20 protein-coding genes are annotated in these 21,350 nt (G+C 62.0%); 11 read left to right on the plus strand and 9 right to left on the minus strand.

What is annotated here, in order from left to right:
• Nucleotides 1-47 precede the first annotated feature (47 nt).
• Nucleotides 48-1,058, minus strand: a complete 1,011-nt coding sequence (locus tag NKI72_RS07115; RefSeq protein ID WP_352850002.1) for a zinc-dependent alcohol dehydrogenase family protein — start codon at nt 1,056-1,058, stop codon at nt 48-50.
• A 95-nt stretch (nt 1,059-1,153) separates the two neighbouring features.
• On the opposite strand from NKI72_RS07115, the gene NKI72_RS07120 reads away from it, so the two are divergent.
• Complete coding sequence (locus NKI72_RS07120) at nt 1,154-1,753, plus strand: TetR/AcrR family transcriptional regulator (RefSeq protein WP_352771820.1); 600 nt, start codon at nt 1,154-1,156, stop codon at nt 1,751-1,753.
• A gap of 246 nt (nt 1,754-1,999) precedes the next feature.
• Here NKI72_RS07120 and groL read toward each other — a convergent pair whose 3' ends face one another.
• Together groL and groES are read right to left on the minus strand one after the other, a co-directional pair.
• A complete protein-coding gene (gene groL / locus NKI72_RS07125) occupies nt 2,000-3,655 on the minus strand; it encodes a chaperonin GroEL (protein ID WP_352481739.1) in 1,656 nt (551 codons plus the stop codon).
• 62 nt (nt 3,656-3,717) lie between these two features.
• Nucleotides 3,718-4,014 carry a co-chaperone GroES gene (gene groES / locus NKI72_RS07130; protein ID WP_006203049.1) on the minus strand — a complete coding sequence of 99 codons (297 nt, stop codon included), beginning with the start codon at nt 4,012-4,014 and terminating at the stop codon, nt 3,718-3,720.
• A 218-nt stretch (nt 4,015-4,232) separates the two neighbouring features.
• Here groES and NKI72_RS07135 point away from each other — a divergent pair, with 218 nt between their 5' ends.
• On the plus strand, nt 4,233-5,168 hold the full coding sequence (locus NKI72_RS07135; protein ID WP_352831807.1) for a bifunctional helix-turn-helix transcriptional regulator/GNAT family N-acetyltransferase: 936 nt from the start codon (nt 4,233-4,235) through the stop codon (nt 5,166-5,168).
• A gap of 40 nt (nt 5,169-5,208) precedes the next feature.
• On the opposite strand, the gene NKI72_RS07140 is transcribed toward NKI72_RS07135, so the two are convergent.
• Nucleotides 5,209-5,499: a BBE domain-containing protein gene (locus NKI72_RS07140; protein WP_352831805.1), complete on the minus strand. Its 291-nt coding sequence runs from the start codon at nt 5,497-5,499 to the stop codon at nt 5,209-5,211.
• Between the two features lie 362 nt (nt 5,500-5,861).
• Between NKI72_RS07140 and NKI72_RS07145 the strand changes: the two genes are divergently transcribed.
• From NKI72_RS07145 to NKI72_RS07160, 4 genes are all read left to right on the plus strand, one after another.
• On the plus strand, nt 5,862-6,341 hold the full coding sequence (locus NKI72_RS07145; protein WP_352474535.1) for a MarR family winged helix-turn-helix transcriptional regulator: 480 nt from the start codon (nt 5,862-5,864) through the stop codon (nt 6,339-6,341).
• The gene (locus tag NKI72_RS07150; protein WP_352474507.1) at nt 6,338-7,516 is read left to right on the plus strand and encodes an HlyD family secretion protein; all 1,179 of its coding nucleotides are present in this window, start codon (nt 6,338-6,340) and stop codon (nt 7,514-7,516) included. Before NKI72_RS07145 ends, NKI72_RS07150 begins: the two co-directional genes overlap by 4 nt.
• A 304-nt stretch (nt 7,517-7,820) precedes the next feature.
• Nucleotides 7,821-9,356: a DHA2 family efflux MFS transporter permease subunit gene (locus NKI72_RS07155; RefSeq protein ID WP_023674328.1), complete on the plus strand. Its 1,536-nt coding sequence runs from the start codon at nt 7,821-7,823 to the stop codon at nt 9,354-9,356.
• 173 nt (nt 9,357-9,529) lie between these two features.
• The gene (locus NKI72_RS07160) at nt 9,530-12,217 is read left to right on the plus strand and encodes an EAL domain-containing protein (protein ID WP_352831803.1); all 2,688 of its coding nucleotides are present in this window, start codon (nt 9,530-9,532) and stop codon (nt 12,215-12,217) included.
• Nucleotides 12,218-12,260: 43 nt separating this feature from the next.
• Here the strand turns inward: NKI72_RS07160 and NKI72_RS07165 are convergent, their stop codons facing one another.
• Both NKI72_RS07165 and NKI72_RS07170 read right to left on the minus strand, forming a co-directional pair.
• Nucleotides 12,261-12,779 (minus strand): CAP domain-containing protein, encoded by a 519-nt coding sequence (locus tag NKI72_RS07165; RefSeq protein WP_352541602.1) that lies wholly within the window; start codon nt 12,777-12,779, stop codon nt 12,261-12,263.
• A 235-nt stretch (nt 12,780-13,014) separates the two neighbouring features.
• On the minus strand, nt 13,015-13,470 hold the full coding sequence (locus tag NKI72_RS07170) for a MarR family winged helix-turn-helix transcriptional regulator (protein WP_352831801.1): 456 nt from the start codon (nt 13,468-13,470) through the stop codon (nt 13,015-13,017).
• 62 nt (nt 13,471-13,532) lie between these two features.
• Here NKI72_RS07170 and NKI72_RS07175 point away from each other — a divergent pair, with 62 nt between their 5' ends.
• Nucleotides 13,533-13,982 (plus strand): SgcJ/EcaC family oxidoreductase, encoded by a 450-nt coding sequence (locus tag NKI72_RS07175; protein WP_352831800.1) that lies wholly within the window; start codon nt 13,533-13,535, stop codon nt 13,980-13,982.
• Between the two features lie 276 nt (nt 13,983-14,258).
• On the opposite strand, the gene NKI72_RS07180 is transcribed toward NKI72_RS07175, so the two are convergent.
• Nucleotides 14,259-14,624 (minus strand): winged helix-turn-helix transcriptional regulator, encoded by a 366-nt coding sequence (locus tag NKI72_RS07180; protein WP_352474516.1) that lies wholly within the window; start codon nt 14,622-14,624, stop codon nt 14,259-14,261.
• A gap of 108 nt (nt 14,625-14,732) precedes the next feature.
• Here NKI72_RS07180 and NKI72_RS07185 point away from each other — a divergent pair, with 108 nt between their 5' ends.
• Entirely contained in the window at nt 14,733-15,437 is a 705-nt protein-coding gene (locus NKI72_RS07185; RefSeq protein ID WP_352831799.1) for a glutathione S-transferase family protein, read from the plus strand.
• Nucleotides 15,438-15,580: 143 nt separating this feature from the next.
• On the plus strand, nt 15,581-16,405 hold the full coding sequence (locus NKI72_RS07190) for a DUF2189 domain-containing protein (protein WP_352831797.1): 825 nt from the start codon (nt 15,581-15,583) through the stop codon (nt 16,403-16,405).
• A gap of 6 nt (nt 16,406-16,411) precedes the next feature.
• Here the strand turns inward: NKI72_RS07190 and NKI72_RS07195 are convergent, their stop codons facing one another.
• The gene (locus NKI72_RS07195) at nt 16,412-17,044 is read right to left on the minus strand and encodes a LysE family translocator (protein ID WP_352831795.1); all 633 of its coding nucleotides are present in this window, start codon (nt 17,042-17,044) and stop codon (nt 16,412-16,414) included.
• A 119-nt stretch (nt 17,045-17,163) separates the two neighbouring features.
• Nucleotides 17,164-19,131, minus strand: coding sequence for a pilus assembly protein TadG-related protein (locus NKI72_RS07200; RefSeq protein ID WP_502898559.1), 1,968 nt, complete (start codon nt 19,129-19,131; stop codon nt 17,164-17,166).
• Nucleotides 19,132-19,468: 337 nt separating this feature from the next.
• Here NKI72_RS07200 and NKI72_RS07205 point away from each other — a divergent pair, with 337 nt between their 5' ends.
• The gene (locus tag NKI72_RS07205; RefSeq protein ID WP_352503369.1) at nt 19,469-20,329 is read left to right on the plus strand and encodes a TIGR01459 family HAD-type hydrolase; all 861 of its coding nucleotides are present in this window, start codon (nt 19,469-19,471) and stop codon (nt 20,327-20,329) included.
• Nucleotides 20,330-20,338: 9 nt separating this feature from the next.
• Nucleotides 20,339-21,322, plus strand: a complete 984-nt coding sequence (locus NKI72_RS07210) for a bifunctional riboflavin kinase/FAD synthetase (RefSeq protein ID WP_352569769.1) — start codon at nt 20,339-20,341, stop codon at nt 21,320-21,322.
• Nucleotides 21,323-21,350 lie beyond the last annotated feature (28 nt).

Genomic DNA, 21,350 nt, shown 5'->3' on the forward strand with positions numbered 1-21,350 from the left:
TGTCTCTCCTTTGATTTGAGGGTCGATCAGATTTTGGGGCGGACCAGTCAGGCGCCGTTGACGACCACTTTCCCGAAGACGTCGCCTTGCTGGAAATAGCGGTAGGCGTCGTTGGCCTCGTCGAAGGCGAACACCTTGTCGATGACAGGCCTGAGGCGATGCACCGAGATGGCGCGCAGCATGGCTTCGAGATTGGTGCGATTGCCGACGAACAGGCGGCTGATGGTGGCGAGGCTGCGCTGGTAGACCGGGCCGGGGATCTGCACCGTCCCGCCTTTCGCATCCTGTACGGTGAGAAGCACGATGCGCCCGTAAAGCGCGCAGGCGATCATCGATTGCGCGAAGGTCGGCGGGCCGCCGGTCTCGACGACGAGGTCGATGCCGCCGGTCTGCTCGCGCACCGCAGCACCCCATTCCGGCATGTCGGCGGTCGAGACGACGAGGTCGGCGCCCAGCGCCCGCAGCCGGTCCAGCTTCTCGTTGCGCGAGCTGACTGCCACGACACGGCAGCCGAGCAGCTTGGCGAATTGCAGCGCAAATAGCGCGACGCCACCTGAACCGATGACAAGAACCCATTGGCCGGGCTTCGGCATTTCGGCCGCCGTCACGGCATTCCAGGCGGTCAGGCCGGCGCAGGTTAGTGTCGCCGCTTGATGCCAGTCGAGATGATCGGGAAGCCGCACCGCCCATTGCTCGTCGAGCACGGCGTATTCGGCCAGCATCCCGTCCAGCGTGCAGCCAAGCTGGTCGATCAGACCGGCATTGATGCGGCCATCGATCCAGCGCGCAAAATAACTGCCGGTGACGCGGTCGCCGACCGCAAAGCGGGTGACGGCCTCGCCGACCGCAACGACTTCGCCGGCACCATCGCTCAGCGGAACGACCCCTTGGCGCGGCGCCAGTGGATAGCTGCCGTTGAGGATCATCGTGTCGCGGCGGTTGAGCGAAGCGGCGCGGACACGCACGACGATCTCGTGCGGCTTCGGCGTCGGCTGCGCCTCGTCGCGCATCACCAGGCACTTGGTCCCGCAGGTTCCTTCAAGACGATAACTGCGCATTTGCCTCTCGATATGTAGACTGATCTACATATTATGTAGACCGGTTGTCATATTCGAGGCAAGGCCTATAATGCTCACTCCTGACAGAGGTTGACATGGCGAACGACACCCGTACCCGCATACTCGAGACCACGGGGCGCCTGCTTCGGCAGCGCGGCTATCACGGCACTTCGCTCAACGACATATTGAGCGCCTCAGGCGCGCCGAGAGGCTCGCTCTATTTTCATTTTCCGGGCGGCAAGGACCAGCTGGTCATCGAGGTGACGCGCGACAGCGTCGAGGACGTCTCGAAAAGGCTGGGCGAGGCCCTTGCGGCCGAAAAGGACCCGGCGGTGGCCGTCCACCACATCTACCAGTCGGTCGCGCGCATGCTGGAAGACAATCGGTTCACGCTCGGTTGCCCGATCGCGCCCGTGGTCTTGGACTCGCCGATCGACATGCCGGAACTGGCCGAATTGTGCCGGTCCGCCTTCGAGCAATGGATAGGCTTGCTCAGGGCGGCCTTCGTCAGGGCAGGGGTGCCCGAGCGACGCGCGCACGCGCTGGCATTGCTGGTCGAATCATCGCTTGAAGGACTGATGGTGATCGCACGCGCCACCCACGACCGCGCCCCGGTGCTGGCGGTAGCCGATGAGGTCGCGGCGCTGATTGAGGGGGCATTGCCGGCCAAGAGTGCCGCTGCCGCGGTGCATTGACGTTTATGCCTTCATCGCATCGAAGGCGGCGCGGCGTTCCGCCAAAAGGGCCAAGGCTGCAGCTCGACGATTCATGTTCTGCGCCGCCGCGACGCCTGGAAGCAACGGCATGGTAGCCGAACAGACGCGTCCTGCGGGATACGCGCCTGCTTACTTGGGATCGGACGGCCTCTCAATTTCCGCCACATCAACGAAAAAGGGCGGCATCGCTGCCGCCCTTTCCGTAAGCTTGCGAGATTGGCTGGATTAGAAGTCCATGCCGCCCATGCCGCCCATGCCGCCGCCGCCCATGCCGCCAGGCATGCCGCCGCCAGCCGACTCCTTCTTCGGAGCCTCCGCGATCATGGCTTCGGTGGTGACCAGCAGGCCGGCGACCGAGGCCGCGTCCTGCAGGGCTGTGCGCACAACCTTGACCGGATCGACGATCCCCATGGCGATCATGTCGCCATATTCGCCGGTCTGGGCGTTGTAACCGAAGGTCGCGCCCTTGTTCTCAAGGATCTTGCCGGCAACGATCGATGCTTCCGCACCGGCGTTGGCCGCGATCTGACGGGCCGGAGCCTGCAGCGCGCGACGCACGATGCTGATGCCCGCGGTCTGGTCGGAGTTGGCGCCGGTTGCCTTGATGCTCAGCGAAGCGCGCAGCAGTGCGACGCCGCCGCCGGGAACGATGCCTTCTTCGACGGCCGCGCGGGTCGCGTTGAGGGCGTCATCGACGCGGTCCTTCTTTTCCTTGACTTCCACTTCGGTCGCACCGCCGACGCGGATGACGGCAACGCCGCCCGCCAGCTTGGCGAGACGTTCCTGCAGCTTCTCCTTGTCGTAGTCCGAGGTGGTCTCCTCGATCTGCTGCTTGATCTGGGCGACGCGGCCCTGGATCTCGGCCTTCTTGCCGGCGCCGTCGACGATGGTGGTGTTCTCCTTGGAGATCGACACCTTCTTGGCGCGGCCGAGCATGTTGAGGCCGACATTCTCGAGCTTGATGCCGAGGTCTTCGGAAATGACCTGGCCACCGGTGAGGATGGCGATGTCTTCCAGCATGGCCTTGCGGCGATCACCGAAGCCCGGCGCCTTGACGGCAGCGATCTTCAGGCCGCCACGCAGCTTGTTGACGACCAGCGTGGCCAGGGCCTCGCCTTCGACGTCCTCGGAGATGATGACCAGCGGCTTCGAAGTCTGCACGACAGCCTCGAGGATCGGCAGCATGGCTTGCAGGTTGGAGAGCTTCTTCTCGTGGAGCAGGATGTAGGCGTCTTCCAGATCCGCAACCATCTTTTCGGCGTTGGTGACGAAGTAGGGCGAGAGATAGCCGCGGTCGAACTGCATGCCTTCGACGACTTCGAGCTCGGTCTCGGCGGTCTTGGCTTCCTCGACCGTGATGACGCCCTCATTGCCGACCTTCTGCATCGCTTCCGCGATCATCGAGCCGACCGAAACGTCGCCATTGCCGGCGATGGTGCCGACCTGGGCAACCTCTTCCGAGGTCTTGATCTTCTTGGCGTTCTTGATCAGCGTTGCGACGACGTCGGCGACGGCGAGGTCGATGCCGCGCTTGAGGTCCATCGGGTTCATGCCGGCGGCAACCGCCTTGTGGCCTTCCTGGACGATCGACTGTGCCAGAACGGTCGCGGTCGTAGTGCCGTCGCCGGCGATGTCGTTGGTCTTCGAAGCAACTTCGCGAACCATCTGCGCGCCCATGTTCTCGAACTTGTCTTCAAGCTCGATTTCCTTGGCGACGGTGACGCCGTCCTTGGTGATGCGCGGTGCGCCGAACGACTTGTCGATGACGACGTTGCGGCCCTTGGGGCCGAGCGTGACCTTCACCGCGTCGGCGAGGATGTTGACGCCGCGCAGCATGCGCTCACGAGCGTCGCGGGAGAATTTTACGTCTTTGGCAGCCATTTTTAGCTCCTGGCAGGGGCTTGGATTGAGCCCGAAGATTTAAACGAGGGTGAGGCCGATATTCAGCCGATGATGCCCATGATGTCGGATTCCTTCATGATCAGAAGGTCTTCGCCATTGAGCTTGACTTCGGTGCCCGACCACTTGCCGAACAGGATGCGGTCGCCGGCCTTGACGTCCAGCGGGACGAGCTTGCCGGCTTCGTCGCGGGCGCCGGAACCGACGGCGATGATCTCGCCTTCCTGCGGCTTTTCCTTAGCCGTATCGGGGATGATGATCCCGCCCGCGGTCTTGGATTCGGATTCGACCCGACGAACGACCACGCGGTCATGAAGCGGGCGGAACTTCGACTTTGCCATTTTTTATTCCTCGATGAGAATGGTGAGAACAGTTCCTCCGTCCGGCGGCGCCGGACATGTGGTTAGCACTCATCTTGGGGGAGTGCTAACGTGGCGCTGAAATAGGCTGGCAACTCGCGCGAGTCAAGGCGCCCGGTGGGCATCATCAGGAACAATTGCTTCAAACGGATACTTGACCAAGTCAACTAAATCGCTGATCTTGCGGGGAGGAGGATGCCATGACCATTCATCATCACCCAGGCAAGGAACTGATCGACGCGGTGCGGGCCTTCAACCGCTTCTACACCCGCCAGATCGGGCTGCTCGACGAAGGGCTGCTGAAAAGCACCTTCTCGCTGACCGAGGCGCGGGTGCTCTATGAGCTGGCGCATCGCGATGGCCTGACCGCCACCGACCTTGCGCGCGATCTCGGCCTCGATGCCGGTTATCTCAGCCGGCTGCTGAAGAAGTTCGAGGAGCGTGATCTGGTCGAGCGCGCCACGATCGAGGCGGATGCGCGGCGCTCGTCGATCGCGCTGACCAAGGCCGGGCGGCAGGCCTTCGCGCCGCTGAACCAGGGTTCGCACGACCAGGTCGCGGCATTGCTCGACCGACTTTCGGTTGCCGAACAGGACAGGCTGGTCAGGGCCATGCAGATGGTGCAGCGTCTGCTGGGCGGAAGCACCGAGCCCAAAATTCCCTATATGCTGCGGCCTCTGCAAATCGGCGACATCGGCTGGATTATCCATCGCCAGGGCCTGCTCTACGCGCAGGAATATGGCTGGGACGAAACCTATGAAGCGCTGGTCGCCGAAATCCTCGGCGCATTCGTCAAATCCTTCGATCCGAAATGGGAACGCAGCTGGATCGCCGAGCGGCAAGGCGAGGTCGTCGGCTCGGTCTTCGTCGTGCGCCAGTCGGACGCGGTGGCGAAGTTGCGCCTGCTCTATGTCGAGCCGTCGGCGCGCGGCCTCGGCATCGGCAAGCGGCTGGTCGAGGAATGTATCGGCTTTTGCCGCGCCACGGGTTACACGACACTGACGCTGTGGACCAACGGCGTGCTCGCCGCCGCTCGCCACATCTATGAGGCTGCGGGCTTTAAATTGACCAACGAGGAGCGCCACCATTCCTTCGGCAAGGATCTGGTCGGCCAGAACTGGAATTTGGAGCTGTAGCAGCGCCGCAGAATTTCGAGCATCGGCCCGGGGCGGTCGCTCAGGTCGCAGGCTTAATGTTTTGGTTCAAGCGAAAGAAATTGGTGGGATCATACTTGTTCTTTAGTGCGGCCAACCTCGGATAATTCTCGCCGTAAGCCGCCAGAACCCGATCAGTGCCCTCTTCGCCGAGATTATTCGCATAGACGCCGCCGGTCGAGAACGGTCTCATTGCATTCCACAGGTCGCGCGCCCATCGGATGTGCGTTTCGTCGTCAGACGGATTGTCCCAGATCGATATCGGGAAGCAATCGTAAAGTGCATCTCTGTTGGCGTAGGGCGTTCCGTCCATCGGTACTCGCGAGATGGCGCCGCCAACCTGCTGCAGGACCAGGGGACAGGAGCAATCCGGCGCTCAACTGGCGTGCCATACTCTCTCAGAGGTTGAATGATTTGCTGGCCTTCGTCGAGGGGGCCGATGTAGCACGCCGATATGCTGAAGAAGCGTTCGCCCGAGGGCGCCGTCACAAGCGCTGCATCCAGGCTCAGCTCATCCGGGGCGCCGCTCGAGAACCGCATCGCTTCGCGTTACAAGCGCCCGGCGTAATAAATTGCTAACTACGATCGCCCTGCACCGACTGCCATGCACACTCGCCGGCTTCTGGCACAATCCGGCTCCTTGAATTATGAGCACGCTTATTATATATGTCGCTCATGGTTTCCGACGGCATCGACAGATTGGGCTTTTTGATCCACGACGTACAGCGCCTGATGCGCAAGCGCTTCGAAGCGCGCGCCAGTGGTTTCGGCCTTTCTTCGGCGCAATGGCGGCTTCTGGTCCGCGTCGCCAAGGAGGCGGGTGTCGCGCAGGCGCGGCTTGCCGAGCTTCTCGAAATCGAGCCGATCAGCGTCTCGCGTCTTGTCGATCGCATGGAGGAGGGCGGCTGGATCGAGCGCCGTCCCGACGCAACCGACAGGCGAGTGCGCATGATTTTCCCGACCGCCAAGGCAAACGCGGCTTACACCCACGTCAAGAGCCTTGCCGGCGAGGTCTATGAGGAATCGCTCGTTGGCGTTTCGCCGGAAGATCGCCGCGTCCTGGTCAGGGCGCTGGAGACAATGGTGCAGAATCTTGCAGATGGTGAGGCGCCGCCCTCGGAAAAAGTGAAGAATACGGAAGGCACAGCAGCATGAACGCGGTAGCCAAACTAGATGAGAATGCGGCCAAGCTGGAGATGGAAGCTCCCGCGAAGCCGGCGGCAGCTCCGGTAACGGTCGCTCCGCAGATAGCTCCGGCGCCGGTGGCGCCGAAGCAGAAGCGCCGTGCCGGCCGCTTCCTTTTGATGTTTGTGCTGCCCGCTGCGTTGATCGCCGGCGGCAGCTATGTCTGGGTGACCGGCGGCCGCTATCAGGAGACCGAGAACGCCAATCTGCAGCAGGCCAAGGTGTCGATAGCCGCCGATACGGCGGGCCGCATCGTTCAGGTCGACATTTTCGACAACCAGTCTGTCAAGCAGGGCGACGTGTTGTTCGCTATCGATCCCGAGCCCTACCGGATCGCATTGGCCCAGGCCGACGCGGCGGTGGCCGGCGCACGGCTCAATGTCGAGCAGTTGCGTGCGGCCTACAGCCAGGCGCTGGCGCAGGAGAAGTCCGACGAAAGCCAGGTCCAGTACGCGCAGTCGCAATATGACCGCGCCGCCGACCTTGCCCAGAAGGGCATCAACGCCAAGTCGTCTCTGGACGAAGCCAAGAACGACCTCGACAAGGCGAAGCAGCAGCTGGCCGTGGCCCAGCAAGGGATCGTCAGCGCCAAGGCGGCACTTGGCGGCAATCCCGACATCGAGACCGACAAGCATCCAACGGTAATGGCGGCGCTCGCCGCACGCGACAAGGCGGCCTACGATCTGGTCCAGACCACGGTCAAGGCACCCGCCGACGGCATCATCAGCCAGGCCGCTTCGTTCAAGGTCGGCCAGTATGTCGGTTCGGGCACGCCGCTGTTTTCGCTGGTCGAGACCGGCGACACCTGGGTCGACGCCAATTTCAAGGAAACCCAGCTCACCAACATGAAACCCGGCCAGAAGGCCGAAATCATGGTCGATACTTATCCGGGCAAGACGTTCGAAGCCACCGTCAAGGCGATCGGCGCCGGCACCGGCGCCGAGTTCTCGCTGCTGCCCGCGCAGAACGCTACCGGCAACTGGGTCAAGGTCACGCAGCGCATTCCGGTCCGCCTGGAATTGACCGATGCCGACGCCAAGGCGGCGCTGCGCACCGGCATGAGCGCGACCGTCACGGTGGACACCGGCGTTTCCCGCGGGCTGCCGAGCATTTTCCGCCGCGCCACGGCAGGCGAGGCCAGGTAAAGAGGCCTGGTAGCGGCCGCATAGCAAACAGCGAGATGGATGCAGGATTGGTCCGAGGGAGGCGCGGGAAAAGTTGAATGCGTGGACGGGCTGCGCTGTAGCCTGCCTGAGCAGACAACGCCGCGCAGGATCTTCGGTCCTCAGGTTTCCGGGCGGCAGGCGCCCGCTTTGTCGAGACGCTCAGTCGATGTAACCCCCACATCGATGCTCGCGTCCCACCGCGATGAGGGTCTCTCTACAGCGGGGCCTCGCCGTCCGGAAACCTAATGTACACGTTTTTGTTACCTGCTGGAAGTTTTACGTCATGAGCAGCCCAGAACCCTTTCGCGAAGTACCGCACCGCGGCCTGATCACAGTTGCGCTCATGCTTGCGACGATCATGCAGGCGCTCGACACGACGATCGCCAACGTTGCGCTGCCGACCATGACCGGCGATCTCGGCGCCTCCCCCGACAACATCAACTGGGTGCTGACCTCCTACATCGTTGCCGCGGCGATCATGACGCCGGTGACCGGCTGGCTTGCCGACCGCTTCGGCCGCAAGGAGCTGTTCCTGACGGCCGTGGTCGGTTTCACCGTCTTTTCAATGCTGTGCGGCATCGCCTGGAGCCTTGAGACCATCGTTTTGTTCCGGCTCATGCAAGGCGTGTTCGGCGCGGCCATCGTGCCGCTGTCACAGACCTTCCTACTCGACATCAACCCTAGGGAACGCCACGGCCAGGCCATGGCGATCTGGGGCGCCGGCATCATGCTGGGACCAATCCTTGGCCCGACGCTGGGTGGCTGGCTGACCGAGAATTTCAATTGGCGCTGGGTGTTCTTCATCAACCTGCCGGTCGGCATCATCGCCTTCCTTGGCATGGCGGCATATCTTCCCAGCGTCGCCCGGCGGGTGCGCAGCTTCGATTTCTTCGGCTTCACCATGCTCTCGCTCGGTGTCGGCGCGCTGCAGCTGATGCTCGATCGCGGCGGCGAGGTCGACTGGTTTTCCTCGATCGAGATATGGATCGAGCTTGGTCTTTCCATCACCGGCTTCTGGGTATTCACCATACATACGTTGACGGCGGAGCACCCCTTTATCGACCCCAAGATCTTCCTCGATCGCAATTTCGTCACCGGGCTGGCGTTCATCTTTGTCATGGGCGTGCTCATCCTGGCGAGCATGTCGCTGCTGCCGCCAATGCTGTCGACCATCTTCGGCTATCCGACCCTCACCATCGGCGTCGTCCTGGGGCCGCGCGGTGTCGGCACGATGATCGCGATGCTGTTCGTCGGGCGGATCATGCACAGGATCGATGCCAGGATCCTCGTCGTCATCGGCTTCCTGCTGACCGCGCAATCGCTCTACACGATGTCGAGCTTTTCGCCGCAGATGGACAACTGGCTTATCCTCAGCTCCGGCGTCATCCAGGGCCTTGGAATGGGAATGGTGTTCGTGCCGCTGTCCACCGTGGCTTTCGCCACGCTCGACGCACGTTTCCGCACCGATGCAACGGCGCTGTTCAGCCTGGTGCGCAATCTTGGCTCGTCGATCGGCGTATCGGTGGTGACGGTTCTGCTGGTACGCAACACGCAGATCAACCACGCCGAGCTCTCGGCCTATATCAATCCGTTCAATCCCAACCTCTGGGCGGCATCGCCGGCAGCGGCGGGCGGCGATCCGACGGCGCTGTCGCTGATGGATCGCATGGTCAATATCCAGGCGATGATGATCTCCTACGTCAATGACTTCAAGCTGCTGATGATGATGACGCTGCTTGCTGTCCCGTTTGTTTTCCTGCTGCGCAAGCCAAAGGCTGCGCCGCCCGCCGGTGGGGCGCCTGCCGCGCATATGGACTAAGCCTCAGGGCTTACGGCAACCGCGACCGGCCACGGTTTCCGTTGCCGTGCCGGTCGCGTCGGCGTTGAGCCAGGTTCACCTGCCATTAGTATATCCGGACCAATATGCAGTCGCTTTTGGGTTGAAGGCGAGCCTCCTTTGCTTGCCTCAAGCATCAGCGGGAGGAATTGTGTTTGGCCACGAAGTCATCCAGGCAAACCGCCGACGCGCCCGAATCCGCAAATTTGACGACGCTGGCACAACTGGCGACTGCCTCATATGAGGCCCTCGAGTGCGAGCTTCGCGCCACGATTGCGGCACTTCAGGACCAGGCACTGCGGTTCCAGACCGCGATAGAGAACATCTCGCAAGGCATCTGTTTCTTTGATGCCGGTGAACGGCTGATCCTGTGCAATCGACGCTACGCGGAAATCTATCGCCTTGCCCCGGAGCAATTGCAGCCGGGTGCGGCGCTGCGCGAAATCGTCGAGCGGCGCGTCGCTGTCGGAACCTCGGCAATGAATGCGGACGCTTATCTGGCGTTGGCCCGGGCAGTCAATTCGGGCACGGCTTCGGGGAACTGGACAGCCGAGCTCGCCGATGGCCGGACAATTCAGGTCTGCCATCAGCCGATGCCTGACGGCGGCTGGGTGGCCACGCATGAGGACATCAGCGAGCTCAGCGCCAACCGCTTGGTCGTCGACGAGCGTATCTCCTTGCAGACGCTCATCGACCTGGTGCCTGACTACATGTGGGTGAAGGACACCGAAAGCCGCTTCGTCGTCGCCAACCGAGCCATTGCGTCCGACAGCGGTCGAGACAGCACGAGCGACATGATCGGTCTGAGCGACTTCGACCTTCACGCGCCGGATCTTGCGCAGAAATTTCGCCTCATCGAGCAGCAACTGATGCGCGACGGACAACCGATGATCGACGAGGAGGAGTTCGTCGTCGATGCGTCAGGCACCGGCAAATGGTTCCTGTCTACGAAACTGCCGTTGCGCAACGTTCAGAACAACATTTTCGGCCTCGTCGGCATTGCCCGTGACATCACTGCGCGCAAGCAGGCCGAAATCCTTCGCGACGGGCAGGCGCATATCCTCGAGATGATCGCAAAGAGCGCTCCCCTCGAAGACGTGCTCGAGCGGCTCATGCGTCTGGTCGAGTCCCAACTGGCGGGGATATTCGGTTCGGTCTTGCTGCTCGACAAGGATGGCAGCCACTTGCGCCACGCCGCCGCGCCGAGCCTGGCGAGAGACTACACCGACGCCGTCGACGGCGCCGCGGTAGGCCCAAGGGCAGGGTCTTGCGGTACCGCAGTCTATCGGCGCGAGCCGGTGATTGTCGCTGACATCATGCAGGATCCGCTTTGGCAGGACTATCGCGAACTCGCGCGGCCACACGGTTTGCGTTCATGCTGGTCGACGCCGATCCTGTCGCATCAGGGCGCCGTGCTCGGCGTCTTTGCGATGTATTCTATGACGGTGCGCGAACCGACCAAGGCCGAGACTCGCCTCATCGATTTCACCACGCGCATCGCCGGGATCGCCATCGAACGCAAACAGGCCGAAGACCGGATCCACTTCATGGCCAATCATGACGTGCTGACCGGGCTTCCCAATCGCGCCTTGTTGGAGGACCGGCTTTCACAGGCGGTCTTGTACGCCCAGCGATACGATCGCTGGGTGACGGTGGTGTTCATTGATCTGGACAATTTCAAATTCGTCAACGACACGCTCGGCCACAATGCCGGCGACGAGCTTCTGAAGACCGTCGCAAGTCGCATGGTCGACTGCGTCCGGGCGACCGATACCGTCGTGCGGCTTGGCGGCGACGAATTCGTCGTCGTGCTTTTCGACCAGCCGGCGAACGTCGATCTCGTTTCCGAGACCTTGCAAAAGCTCAGGGCTGCACTCGCCGAACCGGTTCGGCTCGGAGCGCATCTTGTGCGGGCGACGGCCAGCATCGGCATTGCCAACTATCCCAAGGATGGGACGGATCCCGATACGCTGCTGGCAAATGCCGACGCGGCCATGTATCGCGCCAAGGAGTTCGGCCGCGATAATTTCCAGTTTTACGCTCCGGAGTTCAACACCAGGGCGCATGAAAAATTCGTGCTTCAGGAAGAGTTGCGAAACGCCTTGGCGCGTTCGGAATTCACGCTGCTCTACCAACCGCAGGTGGACCTTCGGTCAGGTCGGGTTTTTGCGGTCGAGGCGCTGATACGCTGGAACCACCCAACGCTTGGCACGGTAATGCCGACGATGTTCATCCCGACCGCCGAGGAGACAGGTCTGATCGTACCGATCGGCGACTGGGTTCTGCATGAGGCGTGCCGGCAGAACAAAGCCTGGCAAGACGCAGGACTGCCGCCCTTGACCGTTTGCGTGAATGTGTCGGCGCGGCAATTCAGGGAGCGCAACCTGATCGATCGCATCGTCAGCGCGCTGAAGGACAGCGGCCTGGAGGCCAGGTATCTCGAGCTGGAGGTGACCGAGAGCCTTATCATGCAGGATATCGAGCTGGCGGTCGCCACCATGAACGCCCTGCAAAGCCTGGGTGTCCAGATCTCGATCGATGATTTCGGCACCGGCTATTCCAGCCTCAGTGCACTCAAGACCTTTCCCGTGGCGCGGCTGAAGATCGACAAGTCCTTCATCAAGGATCTCGCCGCCGACGAGAACGATCAGGCTGTGGCCAGCGCGGTGATTTCATTGGGGCAAAATCTCAACCTGAGGGTCATCGCCGAGGGCGTTGAGACAGATGATCAGGTTGCTTTCCTGCGCAGGAACAATTGCGACGAAATGCAGGGCTATCATTTCAGCAGGCCGGTTTGTGCGCAGGAGATCGAGGAATTGCTCGGCGGCGGCCGCAAAGACTGACGGATCGGTCGCCAGCAGGCTTCCGCCGTCCAAATGGTGGAGATTATCTGCCGAGCACAAGGCACCAGTAGCGAAGCGTGCTGTCGCGGCCGTCGCGCACATAGGCGAGGCCGAAGCGGGTGAAGCGCGGGTCGAGCATGTTGCGGCGGTGGCCTGGCGAATGCACCCAGATATCGAACAGCTTCTGCTGGTCGAAGCGGCCTTCGGCAATATTTTCGGCGGCAGCGCCGGCAATGCCATTGTCTTTGACGCGCGAGGCAAAGTCCTTGCCCCAGCCGGTGGTGTGATTCATTCGGCCGCCGCGCGCCATATATCCGGCCTGCTGGAGCGCCGCCTGCTCGAGCCGGGCATCGGGGGCGAGCGGCCCCAGACCCGCCGAAGCGCGGATGCCGGCCAGCGTGCCGGCGGCGGAAGCAGAGACACCGGCGCTTTCACCGGTAGGCAGCACGGCGGTTGCGCAGGCGGTGAGCCCGGCAAGGGCGCCAAGGCCGGCAGCTCTGAGCAGCACGCGCCTGCTTAGGCTTGGTTGGACCTCGTAATTTTCGATTTTCGTAACGGTCATGCCCGCCTGACATAACCGCGATCATGGCTTTTGCCGGGCAGGGCCGTGAAAATGCGTGATGAATGGTTTCGACGCGATGACACTTTGTCAGATTGATTTCACCGCTCAATCGAAACAGGCCTGCTCGGATGGCAGCATTCGCCCAGACGGCTGTTCGGGCTCGATACTCCCAGGAGCTCGATACCCAGTCAGGCCTTCACGGACAGAGAGTTTCTTTTGCCCTACCTTTGCGGCTTCACGAGCGCTGGCGAGGTATCCTCGGTTGCAAATTTTCGCTGGGGGATATCGCTTGCAGTGACGACCGCAGCGATTCGTGCGCCTGAGCACCAAGCAGCCTTCGGTATTGGTCTTCGAGACGCTGATTGAAATCGTGGACGGTCCGGATCACCGCAAGCGCCGCGTCAGTTGCAACGATTAATTTGGCCCGTCTGTCGTTCGGATCATGCGAACGCCGAACATAACCGAGGCGCTCCAGTTCATCGATCAACTCACCCATCGATGCTTTGCCAATGCCCGCACGCTCTGCGAGGACGCTGGGTCGGGTTCCTTCTGCGTCGATGTTGGCGAATACAGCGCCATGTTTGGGCTTGATTGCCGAATGGCCGCTCTCCCGGAGAACCTGGACCAAAGCGCTCGCCGACGATTGATAAGCATAGAGAAGCAGAGACTGCGTGTAGGGCTGATTATCCATCTTTTCAAACTTATATGGTGCCAATATAGTATGGCAACCGAACTATATGACAGGAGATCAGCATGGCTACCGGCAACGTCCGAACTGAAGGGGTGGAAAGTGTCGCGCACAGGCTGATCGAAGCTTGGAATCGTCACGATGCTCGCGCCTTTGCCGCCGTATTCGCGGCAGATGCCGAATTTACAAACGTCTTCGGGATGCAGGCGACTGGACGTGACAAGATCGAGCAGTTCCATGCCCCAATTTTTGAGAAGATGTTCAAGCACAGCCACCTATCCGCCGAAAGCGTGCGGAACAGGCTTGTTCGCCCTGATGTTGCCACGCTCGACCTGCGGTGGTCCATGACTGGCGCGCTCGATCCGATGGGAAACGAATGGCCGCGTCGGCGCGGATTAATCAGCGTAGTGGCGACGCGGGATCATGACGAATGGTTGATTGCAACGATGCACAATATGGAACTTGGGGACGATCAAATGGCAGAGTCTCAGGAGAAACTTCAAGAGGATAAGTAGGCTCTTCGTTCACGTCAGGATCGAAAGCGACAGCCAGCCAGCATGGTCAAGCCGATCTGATCGGGCAACGAGATCGAACGGCGGGTCAGGTGATCGGGATTGGCGAGCTATGCTACAGGAGTTGGTGCCGGATGGCGGTGCCTTGTCCCGGTTTGGCTGGCCACAATGGCGCGCCCCATAGCCGGTCGCCTTGGTCTTGCGGAATCTAATGTATGAACGGCTTGGAGCGCTCTGGGCTCTCGCCGGCAGTTCTTTGCCGCGGTGATCGCCGGTCGGCTATTCCGCCGCCACGAGTTTGGTTTCCGGCGTCGATGTAGCCCGGTCGGCCCGATCGTCCTCGGTATCTTCCCACCAATCGCCCAGGGCGTCGATGAGTGGCACAAGTTTGAGACCGGGCTCCGTGAGGTCGTAATCCACGCGAAGCGGATAGCCGGTACGCGCCGTTCGCCGCACGATCCCGGCTTCCTCCAGCTTGCGCAGTTCCAGGGCCAGAATGCGGTGCGAAACTGTCGGGTTGTCACGCCTCAAATCGCTGAAGCGCTTGGTCCCGTCCTTGAGGTAGTAGAGCAGCAAGGTGGGCCAGCGACCGCTGAGCACACGCATAGTCTCCTCGATCGGGCAGCGTGAGACGACATCTTTCATGGCGGGGACCTGGTTACAGAATAGTGCGTAATTTACATGGGGCGACCAGCGTTTAGGGTCAAGTTTCGCTGCGCAGCGTAATCCCTAAATCATGGAAGAGACAAAGAAATGGAACCTATTCTCCTTTACGGCTTCCCGCTGGGAAGTTCGATGGGGCTTGTCGCTGCATTTGAACGCGTCGGACAACCCTACCGCCTGTGTCGCGTCGATATGCTCACTGAGATGAAGAACGACGCCTATGCCAGCATCAACGGTCGTCAGGAAACACCGGTGTTGATCACGGACGAGGGCAGGGTGCTCACCGAGACCATGGCGATTGCCGCCTGGCTCGAAGCCCGCGATACGCAACGCCGTATCAGCTTCGATCCTCGCTCGCCGGAGGGCGACCGGATGCATCAGCTGATGGCTTTCGTGAACACCGGTTTCACCGCCGCTTTCACCCCGCTCTGGGCCGCATATGAAATGGAGTCGGCCGAACCGATGCAGCTGGCGACCTTGCGTGATTTCGGCCGCAAGGTCGTTACCAACCGCCATGACCAGCTCGAGGCGATGATCCTCGACACGGATTTCCTGGTCGGCGACCGGCCGACGCTTGCCGATACCACGCTGATGGGCGTAGCGCGCTGGGCGGAGTTCCACCAGGCGGTCGACGGCGCCGCTTATCCCAGGCTGGCGGCGCTACGCCGCCGCATCGAAGCCGATCCGGCCGTGCGATACGCGCTCGCTGTCGAGGCTGGCGAAAAGCCCGCCGGGTCCGGCGCTTGCCTCGGTCACGTGCCGCTGGCCGAGGTGATCAATCGCTTCGCGGCCTAATCCGCTCGTTCAGCCGCCCGGCGCCCCGGCGCCGGGCGGTGGCGACAAGCACGCCGAGATCGGCTATCATACGGGCGTTCTTGAAGTGGCAGCTGCGGGCGGCCATCCTGGCGGTGACCGCTCCGACACACGGGAGAAAGGTTATGGCCGGCTTTCATGTCATGGCGGACGCACGTGGAATGCATGTACAGCCCACGGTGCGCCGCATCAGCACCGAGGATCTGATCGATGCGCTCCGTCTCGGCGTAGAGGATTTCTGGGCCAAGCCGTCGCATTATGTGTTCCTGTGCCTGATCTATCCGGTGGTCGGCCTGATCCTGACGCAGTGGACGTCGGGCTCGAACGCCATCCAACTCATCTATCCGCTGATGTCCGGCTTCGCTTTGGTCGGTCCGTTCGCCGCTATCGGCCTTTACGAAATCAGCCGCCGGCGCGAGTTCGGCATGGATACATCCTGGTGGCATGCGCTCGACGTGCGCCACTCGCCGGCGCTGCCCGCGATTGCAGTCATCGGTATCATGCTGGTGGTACTGTTCCTGCTCTGGCTGTTCACCGCGCAATCGATCTACACCAGCCTGTACGGCAATCAGCCTCCGGCCTCTATCGTCGGCTTTATTCGCGAAGTGCTGACGACCAGCAAGGGCTGGACACTAATCCTGCTCGGCAACCTGGCCGGGTTCGCCTTCGCCGCGATCGTGCTGGCGACGACTGTCGTCGCCTTTCCGCTGCTGCTCGACCGCGATGTCGGCGCGGTCTCGGCAGTCGAGACGTCGGCGCGCGCAGTTATGACAAACCCGCTGCAGATGGCGCTGTGGGGCCTGATGGTCGCCATACTCCTGGTCATCGGCTCGATCCCGCTATTTGCCGGGCTTGCCGTCGTCATGCCCATCCTTGGCCACGCGACCTGGCATCTCTACCGCAGGGTGGTCGAACCGGAGCGGGCACAGCAGGTCAGGCGGCCGATGTAGGCCCGATCAGCGTTGCGCGTCGGTTGCCATCTTGACGGCCAGCGCGGTCAGCACCGTGCCTATCATCCAGCGCTGGATCACCAGCCATAGCGGCCGCCCGGCGAGGAAGATGGCGATCGAGCCGGCCGTCACCGCGATGATGGCGTTGACGGTCAGGCTGATCGCGACCTGCGTGGCACCGAGCACCAGAAGCTGCGACAGCACGTGGCCTTTGCCGGGGCCGATGAATTGCGGCAGCAGCGACAGATAGAGCACTGCCACCTTCGGGTTGAGCAGGTTGGTCATCAGGCCCATGGCGAACAGCTTGCGCGGCCTGTCTCTCGGCAGTTCGCGGATCTGGAAGGGCGAGCGCCCACCGGGCTTCACCGCTTGCCAGGCGAGCCACAGCAAATAGAGCGCGCCGGCAAGGCGCAGCACATCATAGGCAAAGGGCACGGCGAGCAGCAACGCGGTGATGCCGAACGCCGCCGACAGCACGTAGAACAAAAAACCGAGCGCCACGCCGCCCAGCGAGATCAGTCCGGCCTTCGGCCCTTGCGACAGCGAGCGCGAGATCAGATAGATCATGTTCGGGCCGGGCGTCAGCACCATACCGAGGCAGACCAGCGCGAAGGCAAGATGGTTGGCGGGTTCAGGCAAGAGCGCATCTCCGGTGGGGACACTCACCACATGCTTCCATCACCCGCAAGGGCATGGCGGCAGGAGCCTTTGCGCCAGCGCGCCGGGCCCCCCTGCCTTAGTCGCCAATCCCATCGCCTTCAGCCGACGATGCGCAGGTTCGACAATTCGTTGGCGATTTCCTTGAAATTGTCGGACAGCGTCGCGCCCGTCGCATTCCAGAACAGCTTGGCCGGCTTGCTCGGGTCCGCCGGATCCTTGCGGAAGCGCGAATCCGAGGAACACGCCTTCAGCGCATCGATTGCCTTCTTGTCGCCGGCATCCGTAGGCGACAGGTCGAGCGCCACCGTCATCACCAGAATGTTCGAATTCTTTGCGTTGGCGCAGAGCGTTTTCATCTGCTCGTCGAGTGCTGCCGTGTAGTTGGCACCGGTATAGGTGGTCTTGCCGATATCGGTGCTGGTATTCATAAACAGGCGGGTTACGCTTCCAGATCCCGGATAGGTCAGGCCAGTGTAGCCGTAGGCGGCGTAGGTCGACCTGTTGTTGGCGTAGCTGCCGTCGCTGACGGCGCTATAGGTATTGGCTCCGTCGGTCAGCACCACGACCACCTTGTCGTTGCCCCTCTCGCTGTTCGGCCGACCATCGGTGAACGGTGGGTTGCTCGATACAGTTCGCCAGCCCCAGGCAAGTCCCTCCGGCACGTTGGTGTTGCCGTTCGGCGCCATGGCGTCGATGGCGTCCTTGATTTCCTGCTTCTGTGCGTCCTGGCTGACGTCCTTCAACGGCGTGATCGGGTTGGTGGTGCAGGAGGAATTCGGCCCATCGCCCGCGGCTGCGGATTGCGAACCGTATGGTTTTACCAGGAAATATTTGCGCATGTCAGACTGGCGCTGGGAAGCGGTAGGACCGGCGACATAGGGCCAATCGGCCCACCAGTTGTTGCCGTAATTGTAGGACGTGCTGATGACGTCGTTGATGCCGTCACGGTTGAAATCAAGCCACAGAGTGCCAGCCTCATCCGGGGCGAACATCGGCACGAAAAGCGTGGCCGGCGCGGCTGTATCGGGCGTGGTGTCGTCGACATTGTAGGGATATGGCCGTGCTTCGACGCAACCTTGCCAGCTCGCATAGCGGCTTGTGGTGTAGATATATTCCGGTGCGCTCCAGTGGCCGTACTGGCAGGTGCCGTTCTTCTTGTATGTGTCGCAGACATATTGCTTCGAATTGGGTACCTCTTCGCGGCCCGATTCGACCGTCATGTCGGCGTAGAGGCTGAAACGCGTCAGCGGCTGGTCCTTGGTCTCGCCCCAGCCGGTGCCGCGCTTGTACCAGACGCCGTTGAGCTTCTCGGCATATTTGTCCGGATTGTTGGCGGCACTCATCGTCGTCCAGTCGAAATCCTCGTGCTGGATCGGGGACATGCCGTCCTGATCCATCCAGCCGTCCTGGTCGTGGGTAGGGCCGACATTGACCGAGGCCGCAAACGGCACGAGAGAAAACTGCACCGGTTTGGTGATCTGCTTCATCTGCTGCGCCTGAAGCGCCAGCGTATCGACAAGCTGCTTGGCGGCCGACTTCAGCAGGTTTATTCGCTTCTCGCCGGTGCCGGAGCCGAGATCACTCATCGAGCCGGAATTATCCAGCACAAGCGCGACTTCGAGGGTGTTCTTGAGGCGGAGTTCCGAACATTCGGTGAAGGTCGTGTCACTTGCCGTGCCGCCGATCAGCAGGCTGGCGGCCGGTAGAAAATAGGGGTGGAAGGTGAGGCTGGCGCAGAGCTTCAGGGTGCCGCCGCCGGCATTGTTGTTGGGCAGCGTGACGGTCAGCGCTGTATTCGCCGGGTCGATACGTGCGAGATTGGTTTCGAAAAATGTCTTGGCGTAGGCCTTGACGTCGTTGTCGCTGGCGCCGGCAACGATCTGCTGGGCGGCGGCGAGGCCGGCCGCATCAAGGGCGTTCAGCGTTTCGTGCTTTTGGCGCAGCAACTCCCCGTAATCGACACTGAGCGCCAGACCGGCCATCAGTGGCACAATGGTGATTGCAGTCATTAACGAGTAGTTGCCACGTCTGTCGTGTCGGAATTCTCCGACTATTGCCTTCAGCATTCCCGCCCGCCCCATTTTTCCCGGACGATGCCACGCATTTTTAAATTTCCGATTGCTGAAATACGTTCAAGGCCGGTACGGGTTTTCAATCCCTGTTAACCACGCGTCCGCAATCGGCAATGCTGCTTCGAGCTTCCCGCGGCAAAGCCTCTAAAAAAGGGGATAAGGCGCTGGAAAAGAAAAGCTTTCACCTCGCGTCCTCGCCGGCGTCCCCGTGCCACAATCTTGCGGCGCTATGAAAGCTGGTGACAGGGTGAAGCGCTTCGGTTAATCCCAACCGGTCGCGGCGGACCGTCGGTCGCGGCGCTTGCAAGCATCATGGTACAGGGACAACGGCATGGCGGATTCGCCCGACATCATCGGTTCGCTCGCAGACTTGTCGGGAGCCTATTCAGCCATCCTGTGCGACGTCTGGGGCGTGGTGCACAACGGCGAATGGCATTTCCCGGCGGCGGCTGCCGCGCTGATCGCTGCTCGCGCGGCGAAAATACCTGTCGTGCTGATCACCAATTCGCCGCGTCGCAGCGCCGACGTGGTGGCGCAGATGAACGCCATCGGCGTTCCTCCCGCCGCCTACGACCGTGTCGTGACGTCCGGCGACGTTACCCGCGACCTGATCGCGGAAGGGCCGCGAAAGATCTTCCACATAGGCGCCGATCGGGATTTCACGCTCTATGAGGGCCTCGACGTCGAACTCGTCGAGGAGTTCGAAGCATCCGGCGTGGTCTGCACTGGCCTGTTCGATGACGAGGTGGAGAAGCCGGAGGATTATGCCGATCTTCTGCTGCGGCTGCGTGCCAGGAACCTGCCCTTCATTTGCGCCAATCCCGACATCGTCGTCGAGCGCGGCGAACGCATGATCTGGTGCGCGGGCGCTTTGGCCCGCGAATACGCACAGCTTGGCGGACGCACGCTGATCGCCGGCAAACCCTACGCGCCGGTCTATGATGTCGCCATGAAGGAGATCGCCGTCATTCTCGGCCGCCCGGTCGAGCGTTCGCAAGTTCTGGCCATCGGCGACGGCATGATGACCGACATCAAGGGCGCGGCCGACAATGGCTTCGACGTGCTCTACGTATCGGGCGGCATCCATGCCCGTGATTACGGTGAGACGCTGCAGCCGGATCCGGCCAGGCTCGCGGCCTTCCTGGAAAAATATGGCTACAGGCCGGTCGCGGTGATTCCCAGGCTGCAATAGGTTCAAGCCATGACGGCCATGTTCGAACGCATTTCCGCAACCGCACCGCTGCCGGCCCATCTGCGCGGCGGCGTGGTGGCTATCGGCAATTTCGACGGCGTCCACCGCGGCCACCAGGCGGTGCTCGAACGCGCGCGCGCCGAAGCGGAGCGTCGAGGCGTACCCGCCCTGGTGCTGACCTTCGTACCGCATCCGCGAAAGGTGTTCAGGCCGGACATGCCGTTGTTCGTGCTGACGCCGCCGCCGATGAAGGCGCGGCTGTTGTCGCATCTGGGCTTTGCGGCGCTGGTCGAGCAGCCGTTCACACGCGAGTTCGCCTCCTTGTCGGCGGAGGCTTTCGTCACCGGCGTGCTCGAGCGCAACCTCGGCATAAGCCACGCCGTCACCGGCTTCGATTTCCATTTCGGCAAGGACCGCCAGGGCGGCCCGGCCTATCTGATGGCTGCCGGCGAGCGCCACGGCTTCGGCGTCACGCTGGTGGATGCGTTTCGCGACGAAAGCGCCGAGGTGGTGTCGTCGAGCCGCATACGCACGCTGCTGTGCGAGGGCAATGTGGCCGAGGCCGCCGGTTTGCTCGGCTACCGTTTCACCGTCGAGGCGGAGGTGATCGGCGGCCAGCAGCTCGGCCGGACACTCGGCTTTCCGACCGCAAACATGAGGCTTTCGCCGGAAGTCACCCTCAATGAAGGGATTTATGCCGTCCGCTTCCGCCGCGCCGACGGTTCGCTACACGATGGCGTCGCCAGCTTCGGCCGCCGGCCGACGGTCGACGACAATGGCGCGCCATTGCTGGAGACCTTCGTCTTCGACTTTTCCGGCGACCTCTACGGCGAGATTTGTGCCGTGTCCTTCTTCGGCTACCTGCGCTCGGAGGTGAAGTTCGACGGGCTTGACGCGCTGGTCGCCCAGATGAAGCGCGACGAGGCCGAGGCGAAGGCACTGCTCGCCGGCGTCAGGCCGCTTTCCGGGCTGGACGCGGCCATAGCTTTTTAGAGCACGGTCCCGAACCGAAGGTCAGCGA

The sequence above is a fragment of the Mesorhizobium sp. M0437 genome (genome assembly GCF_040321335.1).
Taxonomy (GTDB): domain Bacteria; phylum Pseudomonadota; class Alphaproteobacteria; order Rhizobiales; family Rhizobiaceae; genus Mesorhizobium.

Excerpts from the sequence above, each read along its gene's own strand:
- NKI72_RS07115 (WP_352850002.1), bottom strand. The coding sequence starts at position 1,058 with ATGCGCAGTTATCGTCTTGAAGGAACCTGCGGGACCAAGTGCCTGGTG.
- NKI72_RS07120 (WP_352771820.1), top strand. The coding sequence starts at position 1,154 with ATGGCGAACGACACCCGTACCCGCATACTCGAGACCACGGGGCGCCTG.
- groL (WP_352481739.1), bottom strand. The coding sequence starts at position 3,655 with ATGGCTGCCAAAGACGTAAAATTCTCCCGCGACGCTCGTGAGCGCATG.
- groES (WP_006203049.1), bottom strand. The coding sequence starts at position 4,014 with ATGGCAAAGTCGAAGTTCCGCCCGCTTCATGACCGCGTGGTCGTTCGT.
- NKI72_RS07135 (WP_352831807.1), top strand. The coding sequence starts at position 4,233 with ATGACCATTCATCATCACCCAGGCAAGGAACTGATCGACGCGGTGCGG.
- NKI72_RS07140 (WP_352831805.1), bottom strand. The coding sequence starts at position 5,499 with ATGGACGGAACGCCCTACGCCAACAGAGATGCACTTTACGATTGCTTC.
- NKI72_RS07145 (WP_352474535.1), top strand. The coding sequence starts at position 5,862 with ATGGTTTCCGACGGCATCGACAGATTGGGCTTTTTGATCCACGACGTA.
- NKI72_RS07150 (WP_352474507.1), top strand. The coding sequence starts at position 6,338 with ATGAACGCGGTAGCCAAACTAGATGAGAATGCGGCCAAGCTGGAGATG.
- NKI72_RS07155 (WP_023674328.1), top strand. The coding sequence starts at position 7,821 with ATGAGCAGCCCAGAACCCTTTCGCGAAGTACCGCACCGCGGCCTGATC.
- NKI72_RS07165 (WP_352541602.1), bottom strand. The coding sequence starts at position 12,779 with ATGACCGTTACGAAAATCGAAAATTACGAGGTCCAACCAAGCCTAAGC.
- NKI72_RS07170 (WP_352831801.1), bottom strand. The coding sequence starts at position 13,470 with ATGGATAATCAGCCCTACACGCAGTCTCTGCTTCTCTATGCTTATCAA.
- NKI72_RS07175 (WP_352831800.1), top strand. The coding sequence starts at position 13,533 with ATGGCTACCGGCAACGTCCGAACTGAAGGGGTGGAAAGTGTCGCGCAC.
- NKI72_RS07180 (WP_352474516.1), bottom strand. The coding sequence starts at position 14,624 with ATGAAAGATGTCGTCTCACGCTGCCCGATCGAGGAGACTATGCGTGTG.
- NKI72_RS07185 (WP_352831799.1), top strand. The coding sequence starts at position 14,733 with ATGGAACCTATTCTCCTTTACGGCTTCCCGCTGGGAAGTTCGATGGGG.
- NKI72_RS07190 (WP_352831797.1), top strand. The coding sequence starts at position 15,581 with ATGGCCGGCTTTCATGTCATGGCGGACGCACGTGGAATGCATGTACAG.
- NKI72_RS07200 (WP_502898559.1), bottom strand. The coding sequence starts at position 19,131 with ATGCTGAAGGCAATAGTCGGAGAATTCCGACACGACAGACGTGGCAAC.
- NKI72_RS07205 (WP_352503369.1), top strand. The coding sequence starts at position 19,469 with ATGGCGGATTCGCCCGACATCATCGGTTCGCTCGCAGACTTGTCGGGA.
- NKI72_RS07210 (WP_352569769.1), top strand. The coding sequence starts at position 20,339 with ATGACGGCCATGTTCGAACGCATTTCCGCAACCGCACCGCTGCCGGCC.